This is a genomic window from Moorena sp. (genome assembly GCF_982860115.1).
On record NZ_CEYLVT010000017.1, the window covers coordinates 1 to 23,138 of the forward strand.

The 23,138-nt window shown below is 44.2% G+C and carries 19 protein-coding genes and 1 other RNA gene; 10 read left to right on the forward strand and 10 right to left on the reverse strand.

Features of this window, described 5'->3' with window-relative positions:
• Positions 1-55: 55 nt before the first annotated feature.
• A complete protein-coding gene (nfi, locus tag AC4II3_RS05125) occupies positions 56-715 on the reverse strand; it encodes a deoxyribonuclease V (protein ID WP_488009132.1) in 660 nt (219 codons plus the stop codon).
• An 81-nt stretch (positions 716-796) separates the two neighbouring features.
• On the reverse strand, positions 797-1,513 hold the full coding sequence (gene ispD / locus AC4II3_RS05130) for a 2-C-methyl-D-erythritol 4-phosphate cytidylyltransferase (protein ID WP_488009134.1): 717 nt from the start codon (positions 1,511-1,513) through the stop codon (positions 797-799).
• Positions 1,514-1,638: 125 nt separating this feature from the next.
• Between ispD and AC4II3_RS05135 the strand changes: the two genes are divergently transcribed.
• Positions 1,639-2,601: a glycosyltransferase family 9 protein gene (locus tag AC4II3_RS05135; protein ID WP_488009136.1), complete on the forward strand. Its 963-nt coding sequence runs from the start codon at positions 1,639-1,641 to the stop codon at positions 2,599-2,601.
• A gap of 258 nt (positions 2,602-2,859) precedes the next feature.
• Here the strand turns inward: AC4II3_RS05135 and AC4II3_RS05140 are convergent, their stop codons facing one another.
• Positions 2,860-3,363, reverse strand: a complete 504-nt coding sequence (locus AC4II3_RS05140) for a CRR6 family NdhI maturation factor (RefSeq protein WP_488009138.1) — start codon at positions 3,361-3,363, stop codon at positions 2,860-2,862.
• A 124-nt stretch (positions 3,364-3,487) separates the two neighbouring features.
• Here AC4II3_RS05140 and ssrS point away from each other — a divergent pair.
• A non-coding RNA gene (gene ssrS, locus AC4II3_RS05145) (6S RNA) lies at positions 3,488-3,670 on the forward strand.
• A 284-nt stretch (positions 3,671-3,954) separates the two neighbouring features.
• Here ssrS and AC4II3_RS05150 read toward each other — a convergent pair.
• On the reverse strand, positions 3,955-4,320 hold the full coding sequence (locus AC4II3_RS05150) for a single-stranded DNA-binding protein (protein WP_070393269.1): 366 nt from the start codon (positions 4,318-4,320) through the stop codon (positions 3,955-3,957).
• A 362-nt stretch (positions 4,321-4,682) separates the two neighbouring features.
• Here AC4II3_RS05150 and AC4II3_RS05155 point away from each other — a divergent pair, with 362 nt between their 5' ends.
• From AC4II3_RS05155 to mreD, 3 genes are all read left to right on the forward strand, one after another.
• Entirely contained in the window at positions 4,683-5,690 is a 1,008-nt protein-coding gene (locus tag AC4II3_RS05155) for a rod shape-determining protein (protein ID WP_293078379.1), read from the forward strand.
• A 124-nt stretch (positions 5,691-5,814) separates the two neighbouring features.
• Positions 5,815-6,555, forward strand: coding sequence for a rod shape-determining protein MreC (gene mreC, locus AC4II3_RS05160; RefSeq protein WP_488009140.1), 741 nt, complete (start codon positions 5,815-5,817; stop codon positions 6,553-6,555).
• 240 nt (positions 6,556-6,795) lie between these two features.
• Positions 6,796-7,341: a rod shape-determining protein MreD gene (gene mreD, locus AC4II3_RS05165; RefSeq protein WP_488009142.1), complete on the forward strand. Its 546-nt coding sequence runs from the start codon at positions 6,796-6,798 to the stop codon at positions 7,339-7,341.
• Between the two features lie 180 nt (positions 7,342-7,521).
• Here mreD and AC4II3_RS05170 read toward each other — a convergent pair whose 3' ends face one another.
• Positions 7,522-8,361: an HAD family hydrolase gene (locus tag AC4II3_RS05170; RefSeq protein ID WP_488009144.1), complete on the reverse strand. Its 840-nt coding sequence runs from the start codon at positions 8,359-8,361 to the stop codon at positions 7,522-7,524.
• A gap of 477 nt (positions 8,362-8,838) precedes the next feature.
• Here AC4II3_RS05170 and AC4II3_RS05175 point away from each other — a divergent pair, with 477 nt between their 5' ends.
• The gene (locus AC4II3_RS05175) at positions 8,839-10,893 is read left to right on the forward strand and encodes a protein kinase domain-containing protein (protein ID WP_488009148.1); all 2,055 of its coding nucleotides are present in this window, start codon (positions 8,839-8,841) and stop codon (positions 10,891-10,893) included.
• Positions 10,894-11,037: 144 nt separating this feature from the next.
• The gene (gene ribD / locus AC4II3_RS05180; protein ID WP_488009150.1) at positions 11,038-12,261 is read left to right on the forward strand and encodes a bifunctional diaminohydroxyphosphoribosylaminopyrimidine deaminase/5-amino-6-(5-phosphoribosylamino)uracil reductase RibD; all 1,224 of its coding nucleotides are present in this window, start codon (positions 11,038-11,040) and stop codon (positions 12,259-12,261) included.
• Here ribD and AC4II3_RS05185 read toward each other — a convergent pair.
• The 5 genes from AC4II3_RS05185 to AC4II3_RS05205 form a co-directional block, all read right to left on the reverse strand.
• Positions 12,249-13,040, reverse strand: coding sequence for an amino acid ABC transporter ATP-binding protein (locus tag AC4II3_RS05185; RefSeq protein ID WP_488009152.1), 792 nt, complete (start codon positions 13,038-13,040; stop codon positions 12,249-12,251). The two genes, ribD and AC4II3_RS05185, sit on opposite strands and share 13 nt — an antisense overlap.
• Positions 13,041-13,383: 343 nt before the next feature.
• On the reverse strand, positions 13,384-14,601 hold the full coding sequence (locus AC4II3_RS05190; RefSeq protein WP_488009156.1) for an amino acid ABC transporter permease: 1,218 nt from the start codon (positions 14,599-14,601) through the stop codon (positions 13,384-13,386).
• A 29-nt stretch (positions 14,602-14,630) separates the two neighbouring features.
• Positions 14,631-15,800: an amino acid ABC transporter permease gene (locus AC4II3_RS05195; protein WP_488009158.1), complete on the reverse strand. Its 1,170-nt coding sequence runs from the start codon at positions 15,798-15,800 to the stop codon at positions 14,631-14,633.
• A gap of 127 nt (positions 15,801-15,927) precedes the next feature.
• Positions 15,928-16,968, reverse strand: a complete 1,041-nt coding sequence (locus AC4II3_RS05200; RefSeq protein WP_488009160.1) for an amino acid ABC transporter substrate-binding protein — start codon at positions 16,966-16,968, stop codon at positions 15,928-15,930.
• Positions 16,969-17,588: 620 nt separating this feature from the next.
• Positions 17,589-18,359 (reverse strand): hypothetical protein, encoded by a 771-nt coding sequence (locus AC4II3_RS05205; protein WP_488009162.1) that lies wholly within the window; start codon positions 18,357-18,359, stop codon positions 17,589-17,591.
• A 339-nt stretch (positions 18,360-18,698) separates the two neighbouring features.
• On the opposite strand from AC4II3_RS05205, the gene AC4II3_RS05210 reads away from it, so the two are divergent.
• From AC4II3_RS05210 to AC4II3_RS05220, 3 genes are all read left to right on the forward strand, one after another.
• Positions 18,699-20,384, forward strand: a complete 1,686-nt coding sequence (locus AC4II3_RS05210) for an EF-hand domain-containing protein (RefSeq protein ID WP_488009164.1) — start codon at positions 18,699-18,701, stop codon at positions 20,382-20,384.
• Positions 20,385-20,394: 10 nt separating this feature from the next.
• Positions 20,395-21,375 (forward strand): nucleoside hydrolase, encoded by a 981-nt coding sequence (locus AC4II3_RS05215; RefSeq protein WP_488009166.1) that lies wholly within the window; start codon positions 20,395-20,397, stop codon positions 21,373-21,375.
• A gap of 103 nt (positions 21,376-21,478) precedes the next feature.
• Positions 21,479-23,128 carry an urea transporter gene (locus AC4II3_RS05220; RefSeq protein ID WP_488009168.1) on the forward strand — a complete coding sequence of 550 codons (1,650 nt, stop codon included), beginning with the start codon at positions 21,479-21,481 and terminating at the stop codon, positions 23,126-23,128.
• Positions 23,129-23,138: the final 10 nt, after the last annotated feature.

Sequence of the window (23,138 nt, forward strand, 5' to 3'; positions counted from 1 at the left end):
ATTAAGAATTAAGAATTAAGAATTAAGAATTAAGAATTAAGAATTAAGAATTAATTCACTTTGATGCTAGTTGATCAGCCCAGCGAGTTGTTTCTGGTAATCGATACTTAGATGTGCAGCGCAATACATAATCAATTGCTGTGAGTAAGCTGATGCGATGACCAATGGAAACATAGACTGGCTTAACTCCAGTCCGAGTACGGACAACGGCTCCAATGATTTCTCCATCATGGCTCAGCGGTTGCCAATTACCTTTGTTTTCGGGCAACTCCTCATGATCACCAATGAATCGGGACTTAGCCACACCAATGGTAGGAATATCTGTCAGTACCCCCAGATGGCAGGCAAGACCAAAGCGACGAGGATGGGCAATGCCCTGACCATCACACAAAATTAAGTCAGGGATAATGCTAATTTTTTCCAAAGCATCCAGTACTACAGGAACTTCTCGGAATGATAGGAAGCCTGGTATATAGGGAAAGGTAGTGGGTCTGCGTGCGATCGCATTTTCCCTCAGCTGCAAGTCGGGAAAGCTTAAAACTGCTACTGCTGCCTGTGATATAGCGCCATCCTCCTCAAAAGCTACATCTACACCGGCAACATACTGCACTTCCCCCAACTGATCTTCACAAATTACCTCAGGTTGTAGTTGTTGTTGAATTGCTTTAGCGTCTTCACTATTGACTGGCCAAGGGTGGCGTTGTTGGATTTCCATAGTAATTTCATTATTGGTATGTGGAAATTTTCCATTCCCTGGCGCAACTGAAACGATATTTAATTATAATCAATCAATTAATTAACTAGATTCGGTCCCACTGATATCAAAACTGATATCAAAACGTTGGCGCAAGATAAATTCTGCGATCGCTAAATCAACTGGGGTAGTTACCTTCAAATTCGTCTCCTCCCCTTCCACAATCTTTACTGGCAAGCTGCACCGTTCAAACAAAGCGGCATCATCCGTAACTTCCCAGCCAGCCTTACGTCCTTGGTCATGGCACTGTTTCAACAATTTCACCTCAAATCCCTGGGGTGTCTGTGCTGCCCACAATCCTTTCCGATCCGGTGTATCTTGAACAAGATTGGCTTCATCCACCACTTTAATCGTATCCTTAACTGGCACAGCGGCAATTAGACCGGGACAATCCATTAAGACTTCGGCACACCGTGCCAGTAACTCAGGGGTAGCTAAGCATCTAGCACCATCGTGAATCAACACCCTTTCGGCTTCTGCTGGTAAAGCCTGCAAGCCATTATAGACAGATTCTTGCCGTGTTTGCCCCCCCTGAATTAACTCCACAGGTTTAGATAGGGCAAGTTCAGCTAGAATTGCTTTAAACTCTGGCCAGTCATAGGGTTGTCCGATGATCCCAATCCAGCTAATACTACTGGCTTTCTCTGCTGCTAGTAGTGTCCAAGCAAGTATTGGTTTACCTAGAAGTGTTAAAAGAAGCTTATTGCGATCGCTCCCCATCCGTCGTCCCATTCCGGCTGCTGGAATTAATAAATGCACGATTTCTACCTCTTAGCTGCTGCTTCATGGCTGAGCTTAGGATATTATCCCCTGTATAGAATCAGAATTAGTCGTTCCAGCGTCAAGTTAAAATTAAGCTGATCCGTAAGCTCAAGTAATTTGAGATGAGAATACTAGCCCTTGTTCCTGGTGGAATTGGCGACCAAATCCTGTTCTTTCCCACCCTCTCACAACTAAAACAGTATTATCCCAAAGCTGAGATTGACGTTATTGTGGAACCGCGAGCCAAGGGGGCTTATCGGGTTTGTCAGTCAGTCGATGAAGTTCTAACTTTTGATTTTAAAGACCGCAATGGTCTCGCAGATTTTGGTAACTTGTTGGGAGTGATCCGCGATCGCGAGTACGATGCTGCGATGACCCTGGGACGTCGGTGGTCAGTTGGGCTGTTGCTCTGGATGACTGGTATTGTGCGTCGAATTGGTTACCAAGCTGGTTCAAGGGACTTATTTTTTACCAACCCTGTGCCCCTAAAAACTGAGCAGTATGCTGCCCATATGTACCACGACTTACTACTAGGTTTCGGTATTAACGTTCCTTGTCAAGAACTCGCGGTTAGAGTTCCAAAATCAGATATTGAATGGGCAGAAGCTAAACAGCAACAGCTAGACATTCCAGAAATTGGCTACATTCTTATTCATGGCGGTTCTAGTAAACTGGCTCTGTCCCAAGGAATTGATAAAATCTACCCAGTTGAGAAATGGCAGAAGATTGTTGAGGACATTCGCCAAAAACAACCAGATCTGCCCATTGTCTTGCTAAAAGGCCCAGAGGATGCAGAATGGTGCCAGGCTATGATTGAGTATGATCGTGACCTCAAAGTTACTGCTCCAGAAGATATTGGTAAGTTGGCAGCCATGATTGCTGGTGCTAATTTGATGCTGTGTACCGATAGTGCACCGATGCATCTAGCTGTAGCTGTTGGTACTCCTACCATTGCCTTGTTTGGTCCGACAGAAGCCAAAAAACTACTACCTGTCAAGGAGGGGGTATACGGTATTCAATCACCTAGCGGTCGGATTGCTGATATCAAACCGGAAACTGTATTGGAGCAAATTTGGGGTAGTTAGTATACCAGTATGTCTTGAGGAAATTATCAGCCTGCTTTTATCTTTTCCCCAAACTCTGTTTAAGATGGGAAGCTTACGCTATAGGGGTTGATTAAGATAGATCATCAACCCGATGTGGAGTTATACTTTTCACAGGTACTTTGCGCAGGCATCAACTGCCCTTTGATAGTATCTCTTCTCCAACTATAGCGTTTGTTATAGTGATCAGCCCCGGCTTCATCTCCCCATCTTCCTATCCATCTTTTTTATGATGGGTATTCAACCGGACTTGATATCACCCCCTGAAGTTTCGAGCAGATCAAACAAAGTATCATCTAGTTCATAGCCGAGTAACTGAGCCATCGACTTGAGGCGGGCTCGGCTCTGTATACCCCACTGTTTTAACCATTGAGTAAGTACAAATATCTTCTGCATCACGAAAATTTCTAAGGCTTCAGAGTTGTACTGGATGCCTTCTGTACGATTAAATTGGTGGGGCACTAGCATAGCAGTATAGCGGACGAATTCCCCAGATTTCCAATCTAGTAGAAAAGGTAACCAGGGATAGGTAGCATCCAAGCGCACAAACCATAACCGCACCTCTGGGATTTCTGAGAATTCCCGAGGATCCTCAGGATCGCAATCAAAATCAATCTTAAAGCCTAGCTGCTGCTCATAGTTTGCGATCGCACCGTCTTGCAGCCACCCTTCAATCAGTGTCTGAGCTGGAGACAAGTCTAAGGTTTGGAAATGGTTAGTATTTAAGGAAATGATTGTAGTCACGCAATAGTTCCAATATCAATAAAATCAGTCAAGTCTTACACTATTTTCTCCTGCTAGGCATTTCCGTGCTCAAACACCTAGATGTTGCAGATATTTTGAGCAACGACTACAATAGATTCAGCAGGTTTTACTGGGAAGTTGGTGACTGCCAATAGTGTTTTTTGATCTATGCTCATGTATATAAGGGAACTAATCGGATTTGCGGCAGTAGACTGGGAAAATACCCAGAAACTTCAAGCGACATTCGACAGTGCCCACCTGGTTAGCCAGGTCATAAACTGAGGTAAGACGGCTTCTTGGTGAACCTGTAGGATCAGACAATCATCGTCTGAAAGATGTGTGACTAGTGTTCGGCAACTGGTAAGTAATAATCATTACACAGGAATTGGCTGAAAAGTAATAGATCTAGTTCATAACATTAGGTAAGCAGTAGACCTAAATGTTTTAGAGCTAAGTGTCTTAGCCCTAAGTATGTCACTTTGTACTCAGGGAACCTAGTGGATAAATCCAGACCTATACTAGTCTAGCTATTAGTTTCCTCGAAAGCTAATAGCTAATTAGTTAGGAGGTTTGAGTATAAATCAAAACTATTCAAAATTCGGTGTTATCATAGCTGCTTACAGCGCTGGGGTCACTATCACGCTTAGATCCCAGTAAATCAAGGCGCTCTACTCGGATCACAGGTTGTGAGCGATCAGCTCCGGTGGTGCGATCGCTCCAAGTGTCAATTTTCAAAGACCCTTTTACACCAATTAAGCTACCTTTACGCACATAATTAGCAGCTACTTCCGCCGTCTTCCCCCAAATCTCTAAGTTGAACCAGTCAGGCTGATCACTATTGCGTGTCCGTCGTCTCACTGCCAAGGCCAGTTTACACAATACACCCCCAGACTCAAAATACTTAACATCTGGGTCTGTACCTGCACGGCCTACTAAGTGGACAACATTGAGACTCATAGTTATATTGGTACTTTTGTACTGATTATGGCTCTACAATAGCAGATTTAGCTGGTGTATAACAATTACTAACTTATTTTAACTGACGCCAGTCAATCATCCAGAGTATTCTAGTTAACTTAAGCTTAACTTGAGCCAGTGAAACCGTTGTGTATTTGCAGTTGGGTGTATTTGCATAAATTTGCTCTAAAGAGTATCCGGAGAATCATGATTATGTAGTGTACTAGCGTACTAGACTAACTGGATAAAACATAATAGAATCCACCTCAGTTACAGTTTCGGTGCAATTTCGGTTGTACACAGCATTTTGTGAGGCGTAGAAACTAGTGAGTATTTTAAATCACTTTTCCCTGTCACGGGACATGGGTATAGACCTGGGTACAGCTAACACCTTAGTCTATGTATCTGGTAAGGGCATTGTTCTTCAAGAGCCTTCTGTGGTTGCCATTGATCAAGACGACAATCTTCCTCTAGCCGTAGGCGAAGAGGCAAAAAAGATGTTGGGAAGAACCCCAGGTAATGTAGTTGCCCTACGTCCTTTACGGGATGGTGTGATTGCTGACTTCGATACCGCTGAACTGATGTTGAAGCACTTCATCCAGCGGGTAAACGAAGGCAAAGCCCTAGTTTCACCTCGGATTGTGATTGGTATCCCCAGCGGTGTCACAGGTGTGGAGCGACGAGCCGTCATGGAAGCCGCATTACAAGCTGGTGCTAGAGAAGTTAGGTTAATTGATGAACCAGTAGCAGCAGCCATTGGTGCTGGATTACCTGTAGCAGAACCAACCGGTAACATGATTATTGATATCGGTGGAGGCACCACTGAGGTAGCAGTTCTCAGTTTGCAGGGAACAGTTCTAAGTGAATCAGTGCGTGTTGCCGGAGATGAACTGAATGAGGCAATCACTCAGTATATGAAAAAAGTCCATAACCTAGTGATTGGGGAACGGACAGCAGAAGACATCAAAATCCGCATTGGCTCAGCCTATCCGACACCTGAGGATAATGAAGCTGCCATGGAAGTGCGAGGATTACACTTGCTGTCTGGCTTACCACGAACTGTCACCATCAAACGACCAGAGATTCGTGAAAGTATGGCAGAACCCCTTTCTGTTATTGTTGATGCTGTTAAGCGCACTCTAGAACGAACTCCCCCCGAGCTAGCAGCTGATATTATTGATAGAGGTATTATGCTGGCGGGTGGTGGTGCTTTATTGAAAGGATTAGATACACTGATTAGTCATGAAAGTGGCATTGTAACCCATGTGGCCGCTGATCCCCTCAGCTGCGTTGTTTTGGGCACTGGTCGAGTATTAGAGAACTACAAACAGTTAGAGCGGGTGTTTAGTGGGCGTTCCCGTAATATGTAGTAGTCAGCTATTAAATATCAACCTTAAAGAGTATTTTTCTTCAATATATCAAGAGTGTAGATTGAGTGTGGCTAGTGTAAAAACTCACTAGTTAGCCAAAATCTGACTATTTTATGGATAGGCTATGTACATGCTGCGTCGCTGGTGGGGGAGACATGGAGTAGCAATTATGCTGGGGAGTCTTACCCTAATTGCTGCTTGGTTACTTAGAACAACTCAGGGTGCAACAATTTTTGAAATCTATCAATTGATAACCCGCCCTTTTCAATCGCTACCTGCAAGAGAAGAAAGCCTCTCTAATGCGCGGACACTGGAACTACAACAGCAGGTAGAGGAACTCAAAACCCAAAACCAGAAGCTAAAAGAGCTGTTAGGTTATAAAAAAACCCAGAACAAACTAAGAATTGTTGCGCCTGTTGTGGGACGTAGCGCTGACAGTTGGTGGCAAGAAATCATTCTAGGAAGAGGGAGTGAAGCTGGGATCAAAAAGGGCTTCGTTGTTATGGCACCTGGCGGTGTAGTGGGTAGAGTCGTTAGCGTGACACCCCACACCAGTCGTGCCTTGCTGATCAGTGACCCTACTAGTAAGGTAGGTGCCGTGATCAGCCGTAGCCGTAGCATGGGTTTTTTGGGTGGACAAGGAACTAATCGGGCAATAATGCAGTTTTTTGATAAAGTGCCAAACGTCCGTCCTGGTGATGCTGTGGCTACCTCCACTGTTAGCCAGCTTTTCCCAGCTGGTTTACCCCTAGGACGTGTAGAGTCTGTTATTCTTGACAAAAGTCCAGCGCCAGAGGCGATTATTGAGCTGACAGCCCCGATGAGTTATCTGGAGTGGGTGATTATTCATCCCAATCACCCATGACCCATGACTAATCAACAATAACCCATGACTAATAGACCTATTGCAAAAATATTTTGAGTTATAATAATAGTTTTGGTAAAAATTACCTAGATTGTGTACTAGGCTTATACACAAACTGTACTAGGGTTATACAAAAACAAAGTACAAAGCACGTTTGTTAGTCAAAAGCTATCGCTAACTCGGAAATTCCCAGACTAGTTATTATACCACGAAAAACTTTTGCAAGAGGTCTAATCAACAATGACCAACACGTCTCAGTTTTCTATTTGGGTTCGTCGAACAATCAATTGGGCAGTGACAGTTAGTTCAGTTATCCTCTGCTCAATCTTATTACTGACACGTTTACCTGGAATGGAATTACTGGGAATTGCTCCCAACTGGCTATTGATTTGGGTTGTGGCCTGGAGCATTAAACGCACAGCATTTCAAGGAGCATTCGCAGGGTTGGTATTGGGGTTAGTGAAAGATGGTATGACATTCCCTGAGCCTACCCATGTCTATAGCCTTGTCATCGTGGGGGTCTTGACTGCTCTAATTCAAAAGCAGCGGTATATTCAGGAAGATTTTATTTCAGTAGCTTTAATTGTCTTTGGTATGGCTATTGTTGGGGAAACAGTGACTGCTATTCAGTATAGTTTTCAAGGCTCTCGCCACTTAGCACAAATCTGGACAGACCATCAGCGTATTGCCATCTGTTCTGCCATTCTCAGTAGTCTTTGGGCACCAGTCGTCTACTATCCACTCAATCGATGGTGGCAGTGGTGCAATTCAATGGAGGAATCCTAATGCTTTATGAAGGTTGTTCGCGTAGCGTGGCCAAAGGCCAAGGTTCAAGGTTCAAGGTTCAAGGTTCAAGGTTCAAGGTTATGGCTCTACCGCACCTAGTATCGATAAAACCGCGCTTATAACAGTGTCTTGATCCAAAGCGCGAGTGAGGGAAACGCCCGTAGAGCCACTGCATCGCTTTTACAGAGCAAGTTCGGTAGAGCCAACAGCTCTAGAGAATTCTAATACATAAGAGGTAGCAGAAAGTAAGTCGCTACAGATATGCGTGGGTTCAAACCGCTTCAGATATGATTGAGAACGAATGCCACAGGTAAGAGCTATGGTGGGAATTGAGAGGGCTTGTCCTGCGAGAATATCGGCTTCTGTATCACCAATCATCCAAGCAGATACTGATGGTTCAGCCAGGGCAGATTGTTCGGTGTAGGATGAAGTACTATGGTCAGACAGTGCTTCTTGGAGAAGTTGTTGTTTGACCTGAGCATAGTTTTGATAAGCATGGTGGTTTTCTATTGTCCCATAAATGCCGCTAAAAAGACGAGTTAAACCGTAATTGCTCAATATCTGTTTGACCTCAGATGTGCAACGCAATGTCACCAGAACCAGTCGGATACCATAAGAATGCAGCAAAGCTAAGGCCCAGTTTACGTTTGGTTGCAGCTTATCTTTGTTCAATAAGGCAGATTGATTCACAATCTTGATCACACGCCCCAAGAAGAAATCGATTTGCTCTCCTCGTAACCCTGAGCGGATGGCAATTTCCTCGTCAGGGATGCGTTCTTGCTTCATTTGCCAGAACTGCTGTTTACTCATGGTCTGGATCGGTAAGCTTATACCTTTAGCTTGGTAGAACCCTTGAGTATCGGTTAGTGCTAGCTGGTACGTGGTGTAGTAGCGATTGGAAACATCAACAATCGGACCGTCAAAATCACAGAATATGGTCAGTTTTTGCAAGTAGAGGACTGTATTTTGAGGCAGGTAAAATCGGGATAATTGCCTGTCTGGGGCAGCAACACAGTTCATAGATTAGATTTTGGCTGGGCTGGGCTTTTTGACATACTTCTTTACAATGTACCAGTTTTAGTGTATTTTTCCACCTGCTTGAGGCGACATTGATACCATGCTGCATTCTCTGGAGAAACTATGTTGAGGGTTTGAGGGTTTGAGGGTTTGAGGGTTTGAGGGTTTGAGGGTTTGAGGGTTTGAGGATGTGAGGGTTTGAGCGTTGGGGGTCAAAACCAACTATATATAGTTAAATAAACAATCTAACTGTAGCCCTAAGTAACTCGAGCAGCACTTAGGCAAAATTAAGCAACAATTGCATTCCATTACCGCCACTTTGTACTAGCATGTAAAAACCTATATATTGATATATTGATCTGTTTAATCCTGCTGTTGAGCTACTAGGGGCGTAATGAGCGAAAATCTTGCTTTGAGTAGATTAATTCAAAACCCCCATCCTAATATTGGGATAAGACCACTATCTCTTTGTAGCTAGGCATGAGCTACTGTATCAATCCCCTGTGTCTTCAACCAGATGACCCAGGGAACATGACGAATCTGGTTTGTCGCCATTGTGGCTCAGATTTGTTATTACAAGGTCGCTATCGGGTGATGCGCCTGTTGAGTGACCAAAGTGGCTTTGGTAAGGTTTACGAAGCTTACAACGGGGCAGTACCAAAAATTCTAAAAGTGCTTAAGCCAGAGCACAACTCGAAACCCAGAATTATTGAACTCTTTCGCCAAGAGGCAGCTGTATTGAGCAAGCTGACTCATCCCGGTATCCCTGAAATCGAGCCAGAGGGCTACTTTCATTTTTTTCCTAGACATAGTAAAGAGCCCCTGCATTGCATCATAATGGAGAAAATTGATGGACTTAACTTGAAGCAGTGGATGAGGCAACAGGGCAATCACCCAATTCTAGAACCCCAAGCCCTTAAATGGTTAAAGCAGATAGTAGAGATTCTGCATCTTGTTCACCAAGAAAACTATTTCCATCGCGATATCAAGCCAGAAAACATCATGCTCCGTGCCAATGGGCAATTGGTATTGATTGACTTTGGCACTGCTAGGGAGTTGACCTATACCTACCTAGCGGAAATTGGTGGTGGAGGCAGTGTTACCAAGATTAGTTCCCATGGCTATACTCCCCCAGAGCAAGAAAAAGGGTATGCAGTCCCACAGTCCGATTTTTATGCTCTGGGGCGAACCTTTGTTTATTTACTGACTGGGAAATCAGTCACGGATCAGAGTGTTTATGATCCGTTAAATGATCAATTTCATTGGCGTGATCATGCTCCTCAAATCTCTGAGCAGCTAGCCGACTTTATTGATAGTTTGATGGCACCAACGGCAGCAGCTCGACCTCAAAAGACTCAGCAAATTTTAAATGATATCGCTAATATTTCATCTTTGATTAGTATTTCAGAGGCTAATACTAATCTAGAAGCGATTACAAACAGCCAAAAATTTAAAACTAAATCTCAACCCAATATTTCTATAGAAACGGAAGTTGTAAAAACCCCAAGAATCAAAAGATGGTGGTTAGGTGGGATATTGGCTCTGGTGGTTGGATTATTTGGTGCTGGTGGTTGGCTATTGTATCAATCCTATAATCCTTCCCTTAGAAAATCTCAAGAGATATCTCCTGAAGAATTATCTGTAGTTAACACTAAGACCTTCACTGCTCATTCAAGTTGGGTTAATTACCTAGTCATTAGTCAAGATGGCGAATTATTATTTAGTGGTAGTGCGGATAAAACGATTAAAATTTGGAATATTAACACGGGAGAAGCAATCCACACTCTCGAAGGTCATACTAGCTTTGTTAATTATCTAGCTATTAGTCCGGATGGACAACAATTATTTAGTGGTAGTGCCGATAAGACGATTAAAATTTGGGATATTAACACGGGCAAAAAAATCCGCACTCTCCAAGGTCATAATAGCTTTGTTAATCATCTAGCGTTTAGTCCGGATGGACAACAATTATTTAGTGGTAGTGCCGATAAGACGATCAAGATTTGGAATATCAACACGGGCAAAGAAATTCGTGATCTCAAAGGCCATGGAGGTGCCATTAACTTTTTATTAATTAGCCAGAATGATCAAAAATTATTTAGTGCCAGTGCCGATAAGACGATTAAAATTTGGGATATCAACACTGGGGAAGTACTCCGGACTCTCAAAGGTCATAAGAGCTATGTTAATTCTCTAGCCATAAGTCCGGATGGACAACGATTGTTTAGTGCTAGTGCTGACCAAACTATCAAAGTCTGGAATCTAGATACTGGGGAAGAAGTCAATAGTCTCACTGATCATACCAACTATGTGGAAGAATTAGCTATCGGTGCTCATTGTAAGAAGTTGTTCAGTGGGAGTGCAGATAAAACGATAAAAGTGTGGAATGTTGCTAATCAAAAACTAATCTACACCCTAAATGGTTTTCCAAATCAAATTGAATATTTTGCGATTAGTCCTGATTGCCAGACAATTGCTACTAGTGGTGGTAAAAAGATAATCAAACTCTGGCAGGTGCCACAGTTAAGTAATTAGTTTTGCAGTGATTATTATGGCTGAGCTATTGGTGAGCAATTTCGATTTTATGATGTTTAGAGTTAAAGTTAATTAAATGCTAATGGATTTAATGAATGATTACAAATAACATTTCAATAGTAACAAACGAATAGTAACAGACAAATGGACAACTCTCCTGTGACATCTTTTCCTGAAACTCCCTTGGCGCAAGCCATGATACAGCGGTGCATCCAACTAGCACGGCGAGCCCAGGGACGTACTACACCCAACCCTTTAGTGGGTTGTGTAATTGTCCGCAATGGGGAAATTGTCGGGGAAGGGTTTCATCCTGCTGCTGGTCAACCCCACGCGGAAGTGTTTGCCCTCTCAGAGGCTGGGGAAAATGCCCAGGGCGCAACGGTTTACGTGAATCTGGAACCCTGCAATCATTATGGTAGAACCCCTCCTTGTACAGAAGCGTTAATTAAGGCTGGAGTGGCTAAAGTAGTGGTGGGGATGGTGGACCCTGATCCACGGGTATCTGGAAAAGGTATTGAACGGTTAAGGGCGGCTGGGATTGAAGTGCTGGTAGGTGTGGAAGAGGCTGCTTGCCGTCAGCTCAATGAAGGCTTTATTTATCGCATTCTTTACCAGCGTCCATTGGGAATTCTCAAGTATGCCATGACTTTAGATGGCAAAATTGCTGCTACTAGTGGTCATAGCAAATGGATTACAGGGGAAAAGTCCCGCAGTTGGGTGCATCAACTGCGATCAGCTTGCGATGCAGTGATTGTGGGCGGTAATACGGTGCGTCAGGATAACCCTAATTTGACTAGTCACAATCCAAACCTACCGAATCCTCTACGGGTGATCATGAGTCGCACTCTCGACTTACCCAGAGATGCTCGTGTTTGGCAAACGGATGATGTACCGACGTTGGTGTTTACAGAGGTCGGAACTCAGGGAGATTTATATCAACATCTGGTCAACCAGGGTGTAGAGGTGGTGGTATTGAATCCTCTGACGCCTTCTCAAGTCATGGCATATTTATATGACAGGCAGCTTTCGAGGGTGTTATGGGAATGTGGTGGTATCTTAGCTGCAAATGCGATCGCAGATGGTGCAGTCCAAAAAATCGTAGCCTTTATTGCTCCCAAAATCATTGGTGGTCAAGGTGGTCCCTCACCAGTAGGAGATTTGGGCTTGACACTCATGACTGATGCTCTAACCTTAGAACGAGTCACTTGGACTCAGATAGGATCGGATTATGTTGTGGAAGGTTATTTAGCTTCTGATAGGGAATCGGGAGTCGGGAGTGGAGTCGGGAGTCGGGAGTCGGGAGTCGGGGTCAGTAAATTGACTGTACCTGATAAGTATGATAAATATGATCAATCTTATAAAATTTGAGATAAAAACTGCTTAGTACGTTCATGTTGAGGATTGTTGAAAAATTCCTGGGGTGTACTTTCTTCCACCAACTTCCCATCAGCCATTAGTACCACTCGGTCTGCAACTTCTCTAGCAAAACCTACCTCGTGGGTAACGCAAACCATAGTCATCCCAGAATCAGCAAGCGATCGCATGGTATCGAGTACCTCTCGCACCATCTCCGGGTCAAGAGCTGAGGTAGGCTCATCAAATAACATAATTTTAGGCTGCATTGCCAAAGCACGGGCAATAGCTACCCGTTGCTGTTGTCCCCCTGACAGTTGACCGGGATACTTCTTAGCTTGTTCGAGAATACCAACTTTCTCTAACAGCTGCATGGCAATTTCTTCAGCTTTTGCCTTTTTCCAGCGGCGCACCCAAATCGGAGCAAGGGTGACATTTTGCAGTACAGTTAGGTGAGGAAATAAGTTAAATTGTTGGAACACCATCCCCACTTCCTTGCGAATGGTATCAATGTTTCGCAAGTCATGGGATAGTTCAATGTTATCAATAATAATTTTTCCTTTTTGATAGTCTTCTAGAGCATTAAATGTCCGAATAAAGGTTGATTTACCAGACCCACTAGGCCCCATAATCACTACTACTTCTTTTTTCTTGACTTCTAGACTGACACCACGCAGAACATGAAATTGGTTGCTGGTGTACCACTTATGAACATCTTGAGCGATGATCATGGATTCGGTATCTCCGGCATTCACTGGGTCTTGAGGAGAAGTAATCGGTTGTTGATTGGTCATAATTCTTTTCCCTTGAGTAAGGTTTGATTGGGTTACAGGTTGAAAGTTACAGGTTTAAGGTTACAGGTTGAAAGTTACAGGTTGAAAGTTACAGGTTTAAGGTTATATAGCGTTTATCGCAGTTATGAGGTATTTTCTTCTTTGACGTTGATTCCCTGTTAGGTGCGCTTTCCGTTGGCGAATTTAATTCGCCACGGGTCGCACCTCTTCATGCAGCGCAGGGCTATTCCCTATTCCCTATTCCCTATTCCCTATTCCCTGTTTCCTGTTCCCCGTTCCCTGTTCCCTAAAATCCGTAAATTGTGTACCTCATAATAGCTATGATAATTGCTATAATCTAGATTCAATGGTCTACATTTAATTGTTTTTCTAGGCGTCGGCTGGCTGTAGACATGGCGTAACAAAATAACCAGAATAGGACTCCGTCGAATAGATAAACTTCTTGATAGGGGGTTTGAAATTTGGCTTGGGCAAAGATAGAATCACCGATACCAAGTAACTCCACTAGACCTACAACAAATAGGAGAGTTGTGTCTTGAAACAGACTAATAAACTGACCGACAATAGCAGGAATAACAGCTTTGAGTGCTTGAGGTAATACAATCAGTCCTACCGATAGGGGAGTATTTAAACCCAATGCTTTAGCAGCTTCAATTTGACCCGTGGGTATGGATTGCAGTCCTCCTCGCACATTTTCGGCTAGGTAAGCAGCGCTAAATAATGTCAGACCGATTATTGCCCGTAACACCCGGTCTGGTCGCATTCCTGATGGTAGAAATAGTGGAATAATTACTTGTCCGATGAACAAAATCGCAATCAGCGGTAGTCCTCGGATTAGTTCAATGTAAAGGATAGAGAAGCCGCGCACAACTGGTAAGGTACTTTGTCGTCCTAGGGCTAGTAATACACCTAGGGGAAAACAGATTAAAATACTGACCACTGCGGCTAAGACATTCAGCAGTAAGCCACCCCATTGATTAGTGGATACCTGTTTTAGTCCGAGTCCTCCTCCGAGAAGCCACAGGAAGATTAATAAAGCAATAAACCAAGCTAAAGGTAACCAATTTCCCAGTTTCGGTTGAGTTTTAGCAACCTGTTGTCCTCCCCAAGCAGTAGCTACCAGTAAGACTACTATTCCTAACAGCAATAAGCGATAGGGAATTGCTACTGGAAATAACACTAATATCGAACCACTGATCACAAGATATATTAATACATTGCGACTAAATAGAGTGGTAACATTTCTTGCTAAAATTCCCCACGTTATCCCGGAGAGGAATACAATAATTCCTAGAATCAACCATGGACGCCAGTTTTCGCTGGCGGGATAGGTTCCTACAAAAAACAGACGGAAGTTATCTGTAATAACATCCCACTGGGCTTCAGTGGTTACCCATATTATCAAGCCTTTTACGGTTACGAATAAAAACCATAAAACACTAACCGTTAATAGGCTATTATACCAAGTACTAAATAAATTTTTCTTTATCCAGGTAACTGGATTAACCTGTAGTTCAGGGGGTGGTGCTAGTTCAGGAGGTTGAGAATTAACAGTAGTCATTATCTAGTTATAAGTCAACAGTTAACCAATTATTTTTCCTGCAATTGAACTGTCCGATTCAACAGGTTCATCACGAAAGAAATGATCAGGTTAATGGTTAGATAGGTCAGGGGTATGATCACTACGATTATTTCTATTTCATGACCGGCTTGGTTGAAGGTTGTTTGAGCAATGGAGTAGATATCTGGATAGCCAATAGCAGATGCTAAACTGGAGTTTTTGGCTAGGTTCATATACTGGCTGTTTAGGGAAGGGATAATCACCCGCAAGGCTTGGGGAAAAATAACTAACCGCATAGCTAAGCCTGACTTAAGTCCCAAGGATCTTGCTGCTTCCCACTGTCCCTTCTGTACTGACTCTATTCCAGCTCGGACAATTTCCGCGATAAAGGCACCTGTATAAAAGACTAAACCAGCTAGTAAGGCACAGAACTCAATAGTTAGCCGGAGTCCGCCTTCAATATTACCTGTGTCGAGAACTTGGGGTCTTTGCCAACCAAAACCGATGATGATAATTAAGACAGCAGCAATTGCGATCGCAATTAAAGCAAATAACTGCGGCTGACCGGATTTTGCTTGTTCTACCATCACTTTAGTGCGCCACTGCCAGATTAAAACTGCTGCGATCGCACTGACTAGCAAAACCACCAACCACAGAAACAGCTGGGTGGTGAAGGGAGGCCAAGGAATATAAATTCCCCGCTTGCTCAAAAATATCGACCCAGGTAAGTGAATTTTTTCCGACAGTTTTGGCAGTTGGAAGAAAACACCAAAGTACCAAAATAGTAATTGCAGCAGCAGTGGTGTATTGCGCACTATTTCCACATAAAGCAGACTCAGCTTACTCACTAGCCAATTGTCAGAAAAACTAGCTATCCCGGCGGTAATACCAACAATAGTTGTCAGGATAATCCCAAACACCATCACCCGCAATGAATTAGCCAGTCCGATCAATAAAGCATAGCTATAGGGGTCAGTGGCTTTGTAGGGAATGGGAGTATCGCCAATACCAAATTTGGCTTGATCTTGGAGAAAATCAAACCCCAATTTAATCGCTTGTCGCTGAATATTTCGGCTTAAGTTGGTGCCTAGCCATGCCACGACCGCAATCACCACCAGCACAAATAGGACTTGTATGGCAATGCGCCAAAATCGGTCATCTCGCCACAAAGGAGGCTTTTGACCTATATTGCTTGTCATTCGTCAGTTTTTTTGGTTGCAGGTTACAGGTTTAAGGTTTAAAGTTCAAGGTTTAAGATTAAAGGTTACAGGTTAAAAGTTTTAAGCTTCAACCTGTAACCTTTAATCTTCAATAGTTAACAATCCCTTAACGGAAGGGTGGAGAATACAAAATCCCCTCACGAGTCCAAAGGTCATTCAGACCCCGATTAAGTTTGAACTGAGAACTTTTACCCAAGTTCCGGTCATAGACTTCGCCGTAGTTACCCACGTGCTTAATCACTCGCGCTGCAAAATCGTTTTCTAAACCGAGACCTTTGCCTAAGTCACCTTCAACACCCAGGAAGCGTTTGACAGTTGGGTTAGGACTGCTGCCCATTTGTGCCACATTCGCCTTAGTAATGCCTAACTCTTCGGCTTCAATCAAGGCGAAGGTAACCCACTTGACGACATCAAACCAAGCGGAGTCATTATTTATAGTTACTGGTCCCAAGGGTTCCTTGGACATGGTAACATCTAGGAGTATATGATCATTAGGCTTAGGCAGAGTGCTGCGTTTGGCCAATAGTTGGGATTTATCAGAAGTCATGCCGTCACAACGTTCTTCGTCATAGGCAGTATAAGCAGGGTCTGCTTTCTGAAATACCACTGGCTCAAATTCGACACCTGCTTCCCGCATCTTGTCGGTTAAATTCAACTCAGTAGTGGTTCCAGTTTCCACACAGACCGATTTGCCTTGAAAATCTTTCAGTGTTTTAATCCCACTGTTTTTGCGCACCATCATGCCCTGACCATCATAAAAGGTAGTAGGGGCAAATTCTAAGTTATTGGTAGAGCTATCTCGGCTAAGAGTCCAGGTGGTATTGCGGGAGAGCATATCCACTTCACCATTCCGGACGGCGGGAAATCGCTCAGTGGAGTCAAGGTTACGGTACTCTACTGCTTCTGGGTCATCAAACAAAGCAGCAGCAACTGCTTTACAGACATCCACATCTAGCCCGGAGTAGTTACCGCTCCCATCCACAAAGCTAAATCCGGGAATGCCACCGTCAACACCACAAATCAGCTTGCCACGGCTCTTGACTATATCTAAGCGGCTTTGTTTAGCGCTTGTCCCACCTCCTTCACAGGCTGTCAAGGGTGCAACTAATACTAGAGTGGCTAGTACCAGAGAACTCCATTTAGGCATAAGTTTTTTCTTTATCTTGTTTTTTAGATAGACAACGGCCTCACGCGATCAGCTTACATGAGTTTCCGCTGCTTAAGCTTGCTTGCATTTTAGATCAAGTTGGTTAGATTACTTATGCTGCTAGATTACTTATCTAGCAAAGGGAACAGGTAACAGCGAGTAGGGAGTAAGGAGTAGGGAGTAGGGAGTAGGGAAAAGCGGATCTGGGAATATGGCATCAAAAATTATCAGAATTTCGACACGGATGGCTATCCTATCCGTCGGCTGCTAATGGGTAATTACAGTAGACTTCGCTGCAGTTGTCGGGAACGTCAGACCAGGGAACTTTAGTTATTGTAGTTACCAAATTTTAATTGTAATTATTATTATTTTTTTAACAAACTAATAATTAATCAATCGTTTGTATAGAAAAGCGATCGCTTAATTAACCTGAGCCGATCAGGTCATTCCAATCGTCACATCAGCTCACAGAGGTGAATCTCTGGAGGATGTACCAAGGCTCAAGCAAACCTGCGATCGCTTTTTGGGCAAGCTTTGCGAACGCACCGAATACTGTCCTTAACGTTCTGTTGAGAAATTAGCTCTCATGGCAATGCTTTTGTTGAGATTATCGATCAAGCCTATAGAGCTAGAGTTTGTGACTGAACGGACATTGGGAAGAGCATGTACTCATTCCACATGCGCCAGATGTAAGCTGTAATCGCTTTTTTACGAGTTTTCTGATCCTCAAATGAGTACTGGACTATTGAACTAGCTGCAGCCGACTGAATGTCCGTTAGATGAGAGTTACAGCCGCACCCATGTTGGAGCAGAAGACCGTGACCAGCAGCCTTACTCTGGACAAACATCAGCATCCGCGTCACGTTGAAGGCGTGAAGGCAAGCATCGTAGGGACGTTTGACACCCTGCATGCGAGGATCGAAAGCCATAGCCCGTGATTCTAGAATCGAGTCCCGCTCAATCGGGGACAGAAGCATCTGATAGAAAGAGGCTGGTAATTCATAGTTGAACTCTTCAAACACGTCTACAGCAAAAGCGACCACCCGTTCGGCACCATCTGTTGCCACAGCAGTAGTCTTGGCTAATTCAAAATTTGGGTAAGCTGACAACAAATAGTCAGCACCAAAGAACTCTAAAGTATCCCAAGCTCCCTTCTGAAAAAGAGATTGGCAATCGAAACCTTGCTGAAAAATTTCTGGGCTACCGTCAGTTGCCTTGCTTAGAAACAATTGAGCCAAAGCAACCAGAAACTCAAGGTCAGGATGTCCTACTTCTACCTCACCACTGGCAATTTTTTGCCAAACCGTGGGCAGTTGGTCAATGGCAACAGCGTTAATTCCTTCAAGAATAGACCTAGCAGTCAAAACCGAAACAGTTTGTTGAATTGTCATAAAGCAAGTTAGACTTAACCCTGGATTTTTTGGGAATGATACGTTAGCAACTGTTCAGATATTTCCATGGTGGTAATAGCCAAGACAGGCACCTTGCTTAAAATACCATAAAACTACCAATAAGTATTTCTAGAGTGCAGGTAGTCCCAAATCACGACCAAACCTCAAGTCTTGGGATGTTCCGGTGCCTGCTCCGGATGCATCTGTGTATTCAGCAACGCCGTCACTGGCATCCGTGTAATTCTTAAGAAACTATTTTAATTATAATTATAGGTTATATTTTTGTTTATCCTATTTCTATATAAAATTCTGAAATATTACTAAAAATTACTTCCTGTAATGACAACTCCTCGATTGTATTTGCCGAAACCCCGAGAGGCGGTGGACAACTATCTCAGAATCATTTCAATCAATGATGTTTACGACATCAATAATTATCCCTACGTGGAAACAGTGATTAAATCCCTGAAGGAAACATCGGAAGATGCCGTGGTGATTGCCTGCCTCAGCGGGGACTTTCTCTCTCCTTGTTTAATTACCTCACTTGATGGCGGTAAAGCCATGCTGGACGTACTTAAGGTAGTCAACATTGATTATATTTGCTTTGGCAACCATGAATTCGATGTCAGCCTGGATGTCCTAGGTGAGCGTTTTAAAACCTACGAAGGGAAATGCTTAAATAGCAATATCTTGGACTTGCCAATTGTGGATGCCAGTGGTCAGCCACTACCGAAATATGAAATTGTTGAAGTAGGTTCTCGTAGAGTTGCCTTTGCTGGATTTTGCACTAACAATACCGATATTTTCAGACCAGGGACGAACCTAACCATTCAACCCATCTTTGATGCTTTAAAGGAAACCTGGTCTAAGTGTTCCAATGACGCAACCATACTGATTCCGCTGACCCATCAGACAATTGCCGAAGATCGGGAACTAGCCAAGGGGATCCAGCAACATGACCAACTTAGTGGTAAGGTTCCTGTAATTGTTGGGGGGCACGAGCATGAGATTTATATTGAGAAAATTGAGCGGAGCCTGATTGTTAAGGCTGGTGCTGATGCTACTAATGTGGTTGTTGTTGATGTCTGGTGGGATGCTTCCGAGCAGTGCCATAGTGCTGTTCATCTGTTGCCAGCCAGCCATTTTGATGCCGATCCCAACGCCCAAATGTTTGTAGAAATTACCCAAAATTTTCTAGGTTCGCTGATGGATGTGGAAATTTTTGAGGTAAAAGAACCCATGTCCTCTAAACGGACGCGATTCCAACCCGAAAAAGTGGCCTCAACCCTATGTTCTTATATCAAGAAAAGCTTGAATAATGTCGATCTAGTGATGCTCCAGGGAGGATGCGTTCGAGGTAAGCGAGACTATGAAAAAGGTGCAGGCTTTACCTATGGGGATTTGTTAGAAGAGCTGCCATTTGACACCGAAATTGCCTTGATTCAGGTGCCTGGATACGTCTTACAAGAGGCCATTACCGAAACTCGCAGCACCCCTGATCGGGAAGCACCGAATTTTCTTCATGCTGATTTTGATGTAGTAGTTGAAGACTACCCCAGTCTGAAAATTGTCAGCATTAACCACGCCCCATTTGACCCCCAAAAGATGTACACCCTTGGTATTTATCAATTCTTGCTGACGGGGCTTAATGAAATCAAACCGTTGCTAGATTATGTCAACGCAAACGGTGGTGCTCCCCCTTTGGAGCAATGTCTACCTGGCAAAAACCTGATTATGGAAAGCTCCATGAAAGATGCTTGGAGAGTCCTGATTAATTATGAGCAATGGGACGCCGATGGCGATGGGCAAATCACCAGAGAAGAGCTCAAACAGGGTGTCAAAAATGCCTTTGCCTTTCTCGATCAAAATCAGGATGGCTATATTTCCCCGCCAGAACTAAGGGCAGCATTGGCAGAACGGACAGGCCGCACCCAGAAAGGATTAATCAGCCTGATGTTTGAGGTGTTGGATATCGATAAAGATGGTATGGTGTCGATGGATGAGCTGGCATCGTTAGCAATGTAAGGAGAAGACAATGGTTAATTCCCAAGCCCGTCCCATGATTATCGATACTGATGGAGGTGTTGATGATGCCCTCGCGATTATCATGGCTCTGAATTGTGAACAAATTGAGCTCAAATCGGTCACCGTGTTAGCTGGCAATATTGATGTTCATCAAGCTGCGAATAATGTGTTGCGGGTAATTGACATTGTTCAACCAAACCAGCGTCCCCTGGTGGCAAAAGGCTGTGAAAAACCTCTGGTGCGTCCTCCCTTCAATGCTGCAGGCATTCATGGCTCCGATGGACTGGGAGAACTGCATCAGTTCAAAAATGCTGATGGCAGCCCTTGCTATCCCCAACTTACCATCGAGCCTTCTTCAGAAGATGCTATTGATGTATTGGTGAAAGCCGCCCAGGAATATGGCAGCGACTTGACCATTGTGGCTCTAGGACCATTAACCAATATTGCAACAGCTCTGCAGCGCGATCGCACCACCCTGCAAAAGGTAGGCCGCATCGTGATCATGGGTGGAGCGGTGAAGGTTCCGGGCAACATTTCAGCCGCTGCTGAGTTTAACTTCTTTGTGGATCCTGATGCAGCCCAAATGGTAATGGAATCCGGCATTCCCCTGACCCTGGTGGGTTTGGATGTGGCCATGAAGGCACCCCTTCCCCGAAAAGATGTAGAGAATTACGCTCAGAAACATCCGTCAGCAGTGGCTCAGTTCATTGGCGATTGCACGGGCATTTATATGGCATTCTATAGAGACAACGAAGGTTTCCACGGCTGCTACCTGCATGACCCATTAGCTGTGGGTGTTGCCATTGATCCGAGCCTGGTTTCTACAGAATCGGTCTATATGGTGGTAGAAACTGAAGGAAAATTTACCTCTGGTATGTCCCTAGCCGATCTGCGCGATCGTCGGGATGAAGCCACCTATCCTCCCAATGTAGAAGCCTGTTTGGATGTTGATACTGATCGTTTTCTCAAACTATTTTATGAACTGATTTAGAGCAATTCAGTCTTGAGTACAAAGCATATCCTTAAGGTTTTAGCCCTGTTCAATAAATAGCCGCACAGGAGTGGATCTCACCCAACAAAAGCATCAATTTACCATGTCTCAAACATCTGAAATTTCTCAAAACAACTCTCAACCTTTGCCCCTCCATGAGCTGTTATCTCGTTTATTGAAGTCAGAGAAAACATCTCATCGGCATCCCTTGCCCATCATGGGAACTCTGCAAGACCTGAACCAAGCGTGGGAGCGGCGTCCGCTGTTAGATTTTATCAATGCTAGTTTACGCGGTATCGGTCAGGTAGGGTTTGCCAATAATCCTATCACTGGATTACTGATTACTCTTGCGGTTTTTCTTCAGTCGCCCTGGGTAGCCTTGATGCTAGTGGTCGGAGTTGTTGTGGCTACATGGACGGCTTATTTGATGGGTCTCGATCGCGCCAGTATTCGCAATGGCATTTTTGGCTTGAACGGAAGCTTAGTGGGTCTAGCTTTAGGAACGTTTGGCACTTGGGGCAATGGTACTGGAAACTTGCTTTGGGTACTGGCGGTTATCATTTGTGCAGCCCTGAGCACAGTATTGATGCAGTATATCGGGCTATGGATGGCCGTATATTTAGGGCTGCCCTCTATGGGAGTGCCATTTCACATTGTGACCTACAGCTTTCTGGTCATTGCCCTCTACGTTCCGCAACCCTTCTTTGAATTAGGGGCACCACCGCCCTTCCCTAACCCAGCTGAATCCCTAGATGGAGTCAGCGTTTTATCCGGCCTAATCACCGGAATTGGTCAAATCTTTTTTTCAGGCAGCTTAGTATCTGCCTTGTTAATTATCATTGCCTTGGCCTTGTGTAGCCCAATGGGAGCCCTGGTTGCGGTTCTAGGGTCGGTTATTGGTTTGTTCACTGGCATGGTAATGGGGGTAAATCTCAATGTGCTGTACGCTGGACTGTGGGGATACAACTCAGCTTTAACGGCAATTGCTATTGGAGGCATTTTCTATACCCCTAATCGACGAAGCCTTTTGTTTGCAAGTGGTGGAGCTTTTGGGGCAGCCCTGATTGCCTGGGTGCTGAGTCTGGTAATGACACCCTTGAAACTGCCAATTTTGGCCATGTCCTTTCACCTGGGTACTTATGCCTGCTTCGTAATCTTGCAGCGATCGCTTTCTTCCTTGGTACCTGTTGCACCCTACTCCATTGCTAGCCCCGAAGAGCATCGATTCCGCTACCTCACAGCCAAGGAAGTGATTTCGGCCTTCCGTCGGCAGTTGCAGGGAGCCATGGTTGGGCAGCATCACAAGGTATTATTTGACAAAGCACCCCAAGAGATCAAAGGTGACCTGCGTTACATCTTTGATGCTATCGACCGGGATCAAAGCGGCAGCTTGTCTTTGGAAGAACTTAGCTATCACTTCCAGCAAGCGGGGCATAGCATCAGTGACGATGAACTCAACTTTGTCTTTTCCAGCATGGATGTGGATAACAGCGGAGAAATAGGCTTCGAGGAATTTGGGGAATTGCTGCTGCGCCACCGTCGTCTGATGTCGAGACTTAATGAGTTTGCCACATACTTTATTCCCATTGATAAGAATAGCAATGGAGTGGTTGAGCTAGAGGAAATGAATATAGTGTTAGCCAGTGTGGATCAGCCTCCCCTTTCAGAGGATGAAGTGACCTTTTTGCAACAGCGAATTGGAGGCAAAGAGCTTAACTGGGAAGGATTTCTCGAATTGTTGCTAGTGATTTAGATCAATCAAT

Bases quoted from the DNA above. Each gene is read 5' to 3' on its own strand.
- nfi (WP_488009132.1), bottom strand. From the start codon at position 715: ATGGAAATCCAACAACGCCACCCTTGGCCAGTCAATAGTGAAGACGCT.
- AC4II3_RS05135 (WP_488009136.1), top strand. From the start codon at position 1,639: ATGAGAATACTAGCCCTTGTTCCTGGTGGAATTGGCGACCAAATCCTG.
- AC4II3_RS05150 (WP_070393269.1), bottom strand. From the start codon at position 4,320: ATGAGTCTCAATGTTGTCCACTTAGTAGGCCGTGCAGGTACAGACCCA.
- AC4II3_RS05155 (WP_293078379.1), top strand. From the start codon at position 4,683: ATGGGTATAGACCTGGGTACAGCTAACACCTTAGTCTATGTATCTGGT.
- mreC (WP_488009140.1), top strand. From the start codon at position 5,815: ATGTACATGCTGCGTCGCTGGTGGGGGAGACATGGAGTAGCAATTATG.
- mreD (WP_488009142.1), top strand. From the start codon at position 6,796: ATGACCAACACGTCTCAGTTTTCTATTTGGGTTCGTCGAACAATCAAT.
- AC4II3_RS05170 (WP_488009144.1), bottom strand. From the start codon at position 8,361: ATGAACTGTGTTGCTGCCCCAGACAGGCAATTATCCCGATTTTACCTG.
- AC4II3_RS05175 (WP_488009148.1), top strand. From the start codon at position 8,839: ATGAGCTACTGTATCAATCCCCTGTGTCTTCAACCAGATGACCCAGGG.
- ribD (WP_488009150.1), top strand. From the start codon at position 11,038: ATGGACAACTCTCCTGTGACATCTTTTCCTGAAACTCCCTTGGCGCAA.
- AC4II3_RS05185 (WP_488009152.1), bottom strand. From the start codon at position 13,040: ATGACCAATCAACAACCGATTACTTCTCCTCAAGACCCAGTGAATGCC.
- AC4II3_RS05190 (WP_488009156.1), bottom strand. From the start codon at position 14,601: ATGACTACTGTTAATTCTCAACCTCCTGAACTAGCACCACCCCCTGAA.
- AC4II3_RS05195 (WP_488009158.1), bottom strand. From the start codon at position 15,800: ATGACAAGCAATATAGGTCAAAAGCCTCCTTTGTGGCGAGATGACCGA.
- AC4II3_RS05200 (WP_488009160.1), bottom strand. From the start codon at position 16,968: ATGCCTAAATGGAGTTCTCTGGTACTAGCCACTCTAGTATTAGTTGCA.
- AC4II3_RS05205 (WP_488009162.1), bottom strand. From the start codon at position 18,359: ATGACAATTCAACAAACTGTTTCGGTTTTGACTGCTAGGTCTATTCTT.
- AC4II3_RS05210 (WP_488009164.1), top strand. From the start codon at position 18,699: ATGACAACTCCTCGATTGTATTTGCCGAAACCCCGAGAGGCGGTGGAC.
- AC4II3_RS05215 (WP_488009166.1), top strand. From the start codon at position 20,395: ATGGTTAATTCCCAAGCCCGTCCCATGATTATCGATACTGATGGAGGT.
- AC4II3_RS05220 (WP_488009168.1), top strand. From the start codon at position 21,479: ATGTCTCAAACATCTGAAATTTCTCAAAACAACTCTCAACCTTTGCCC.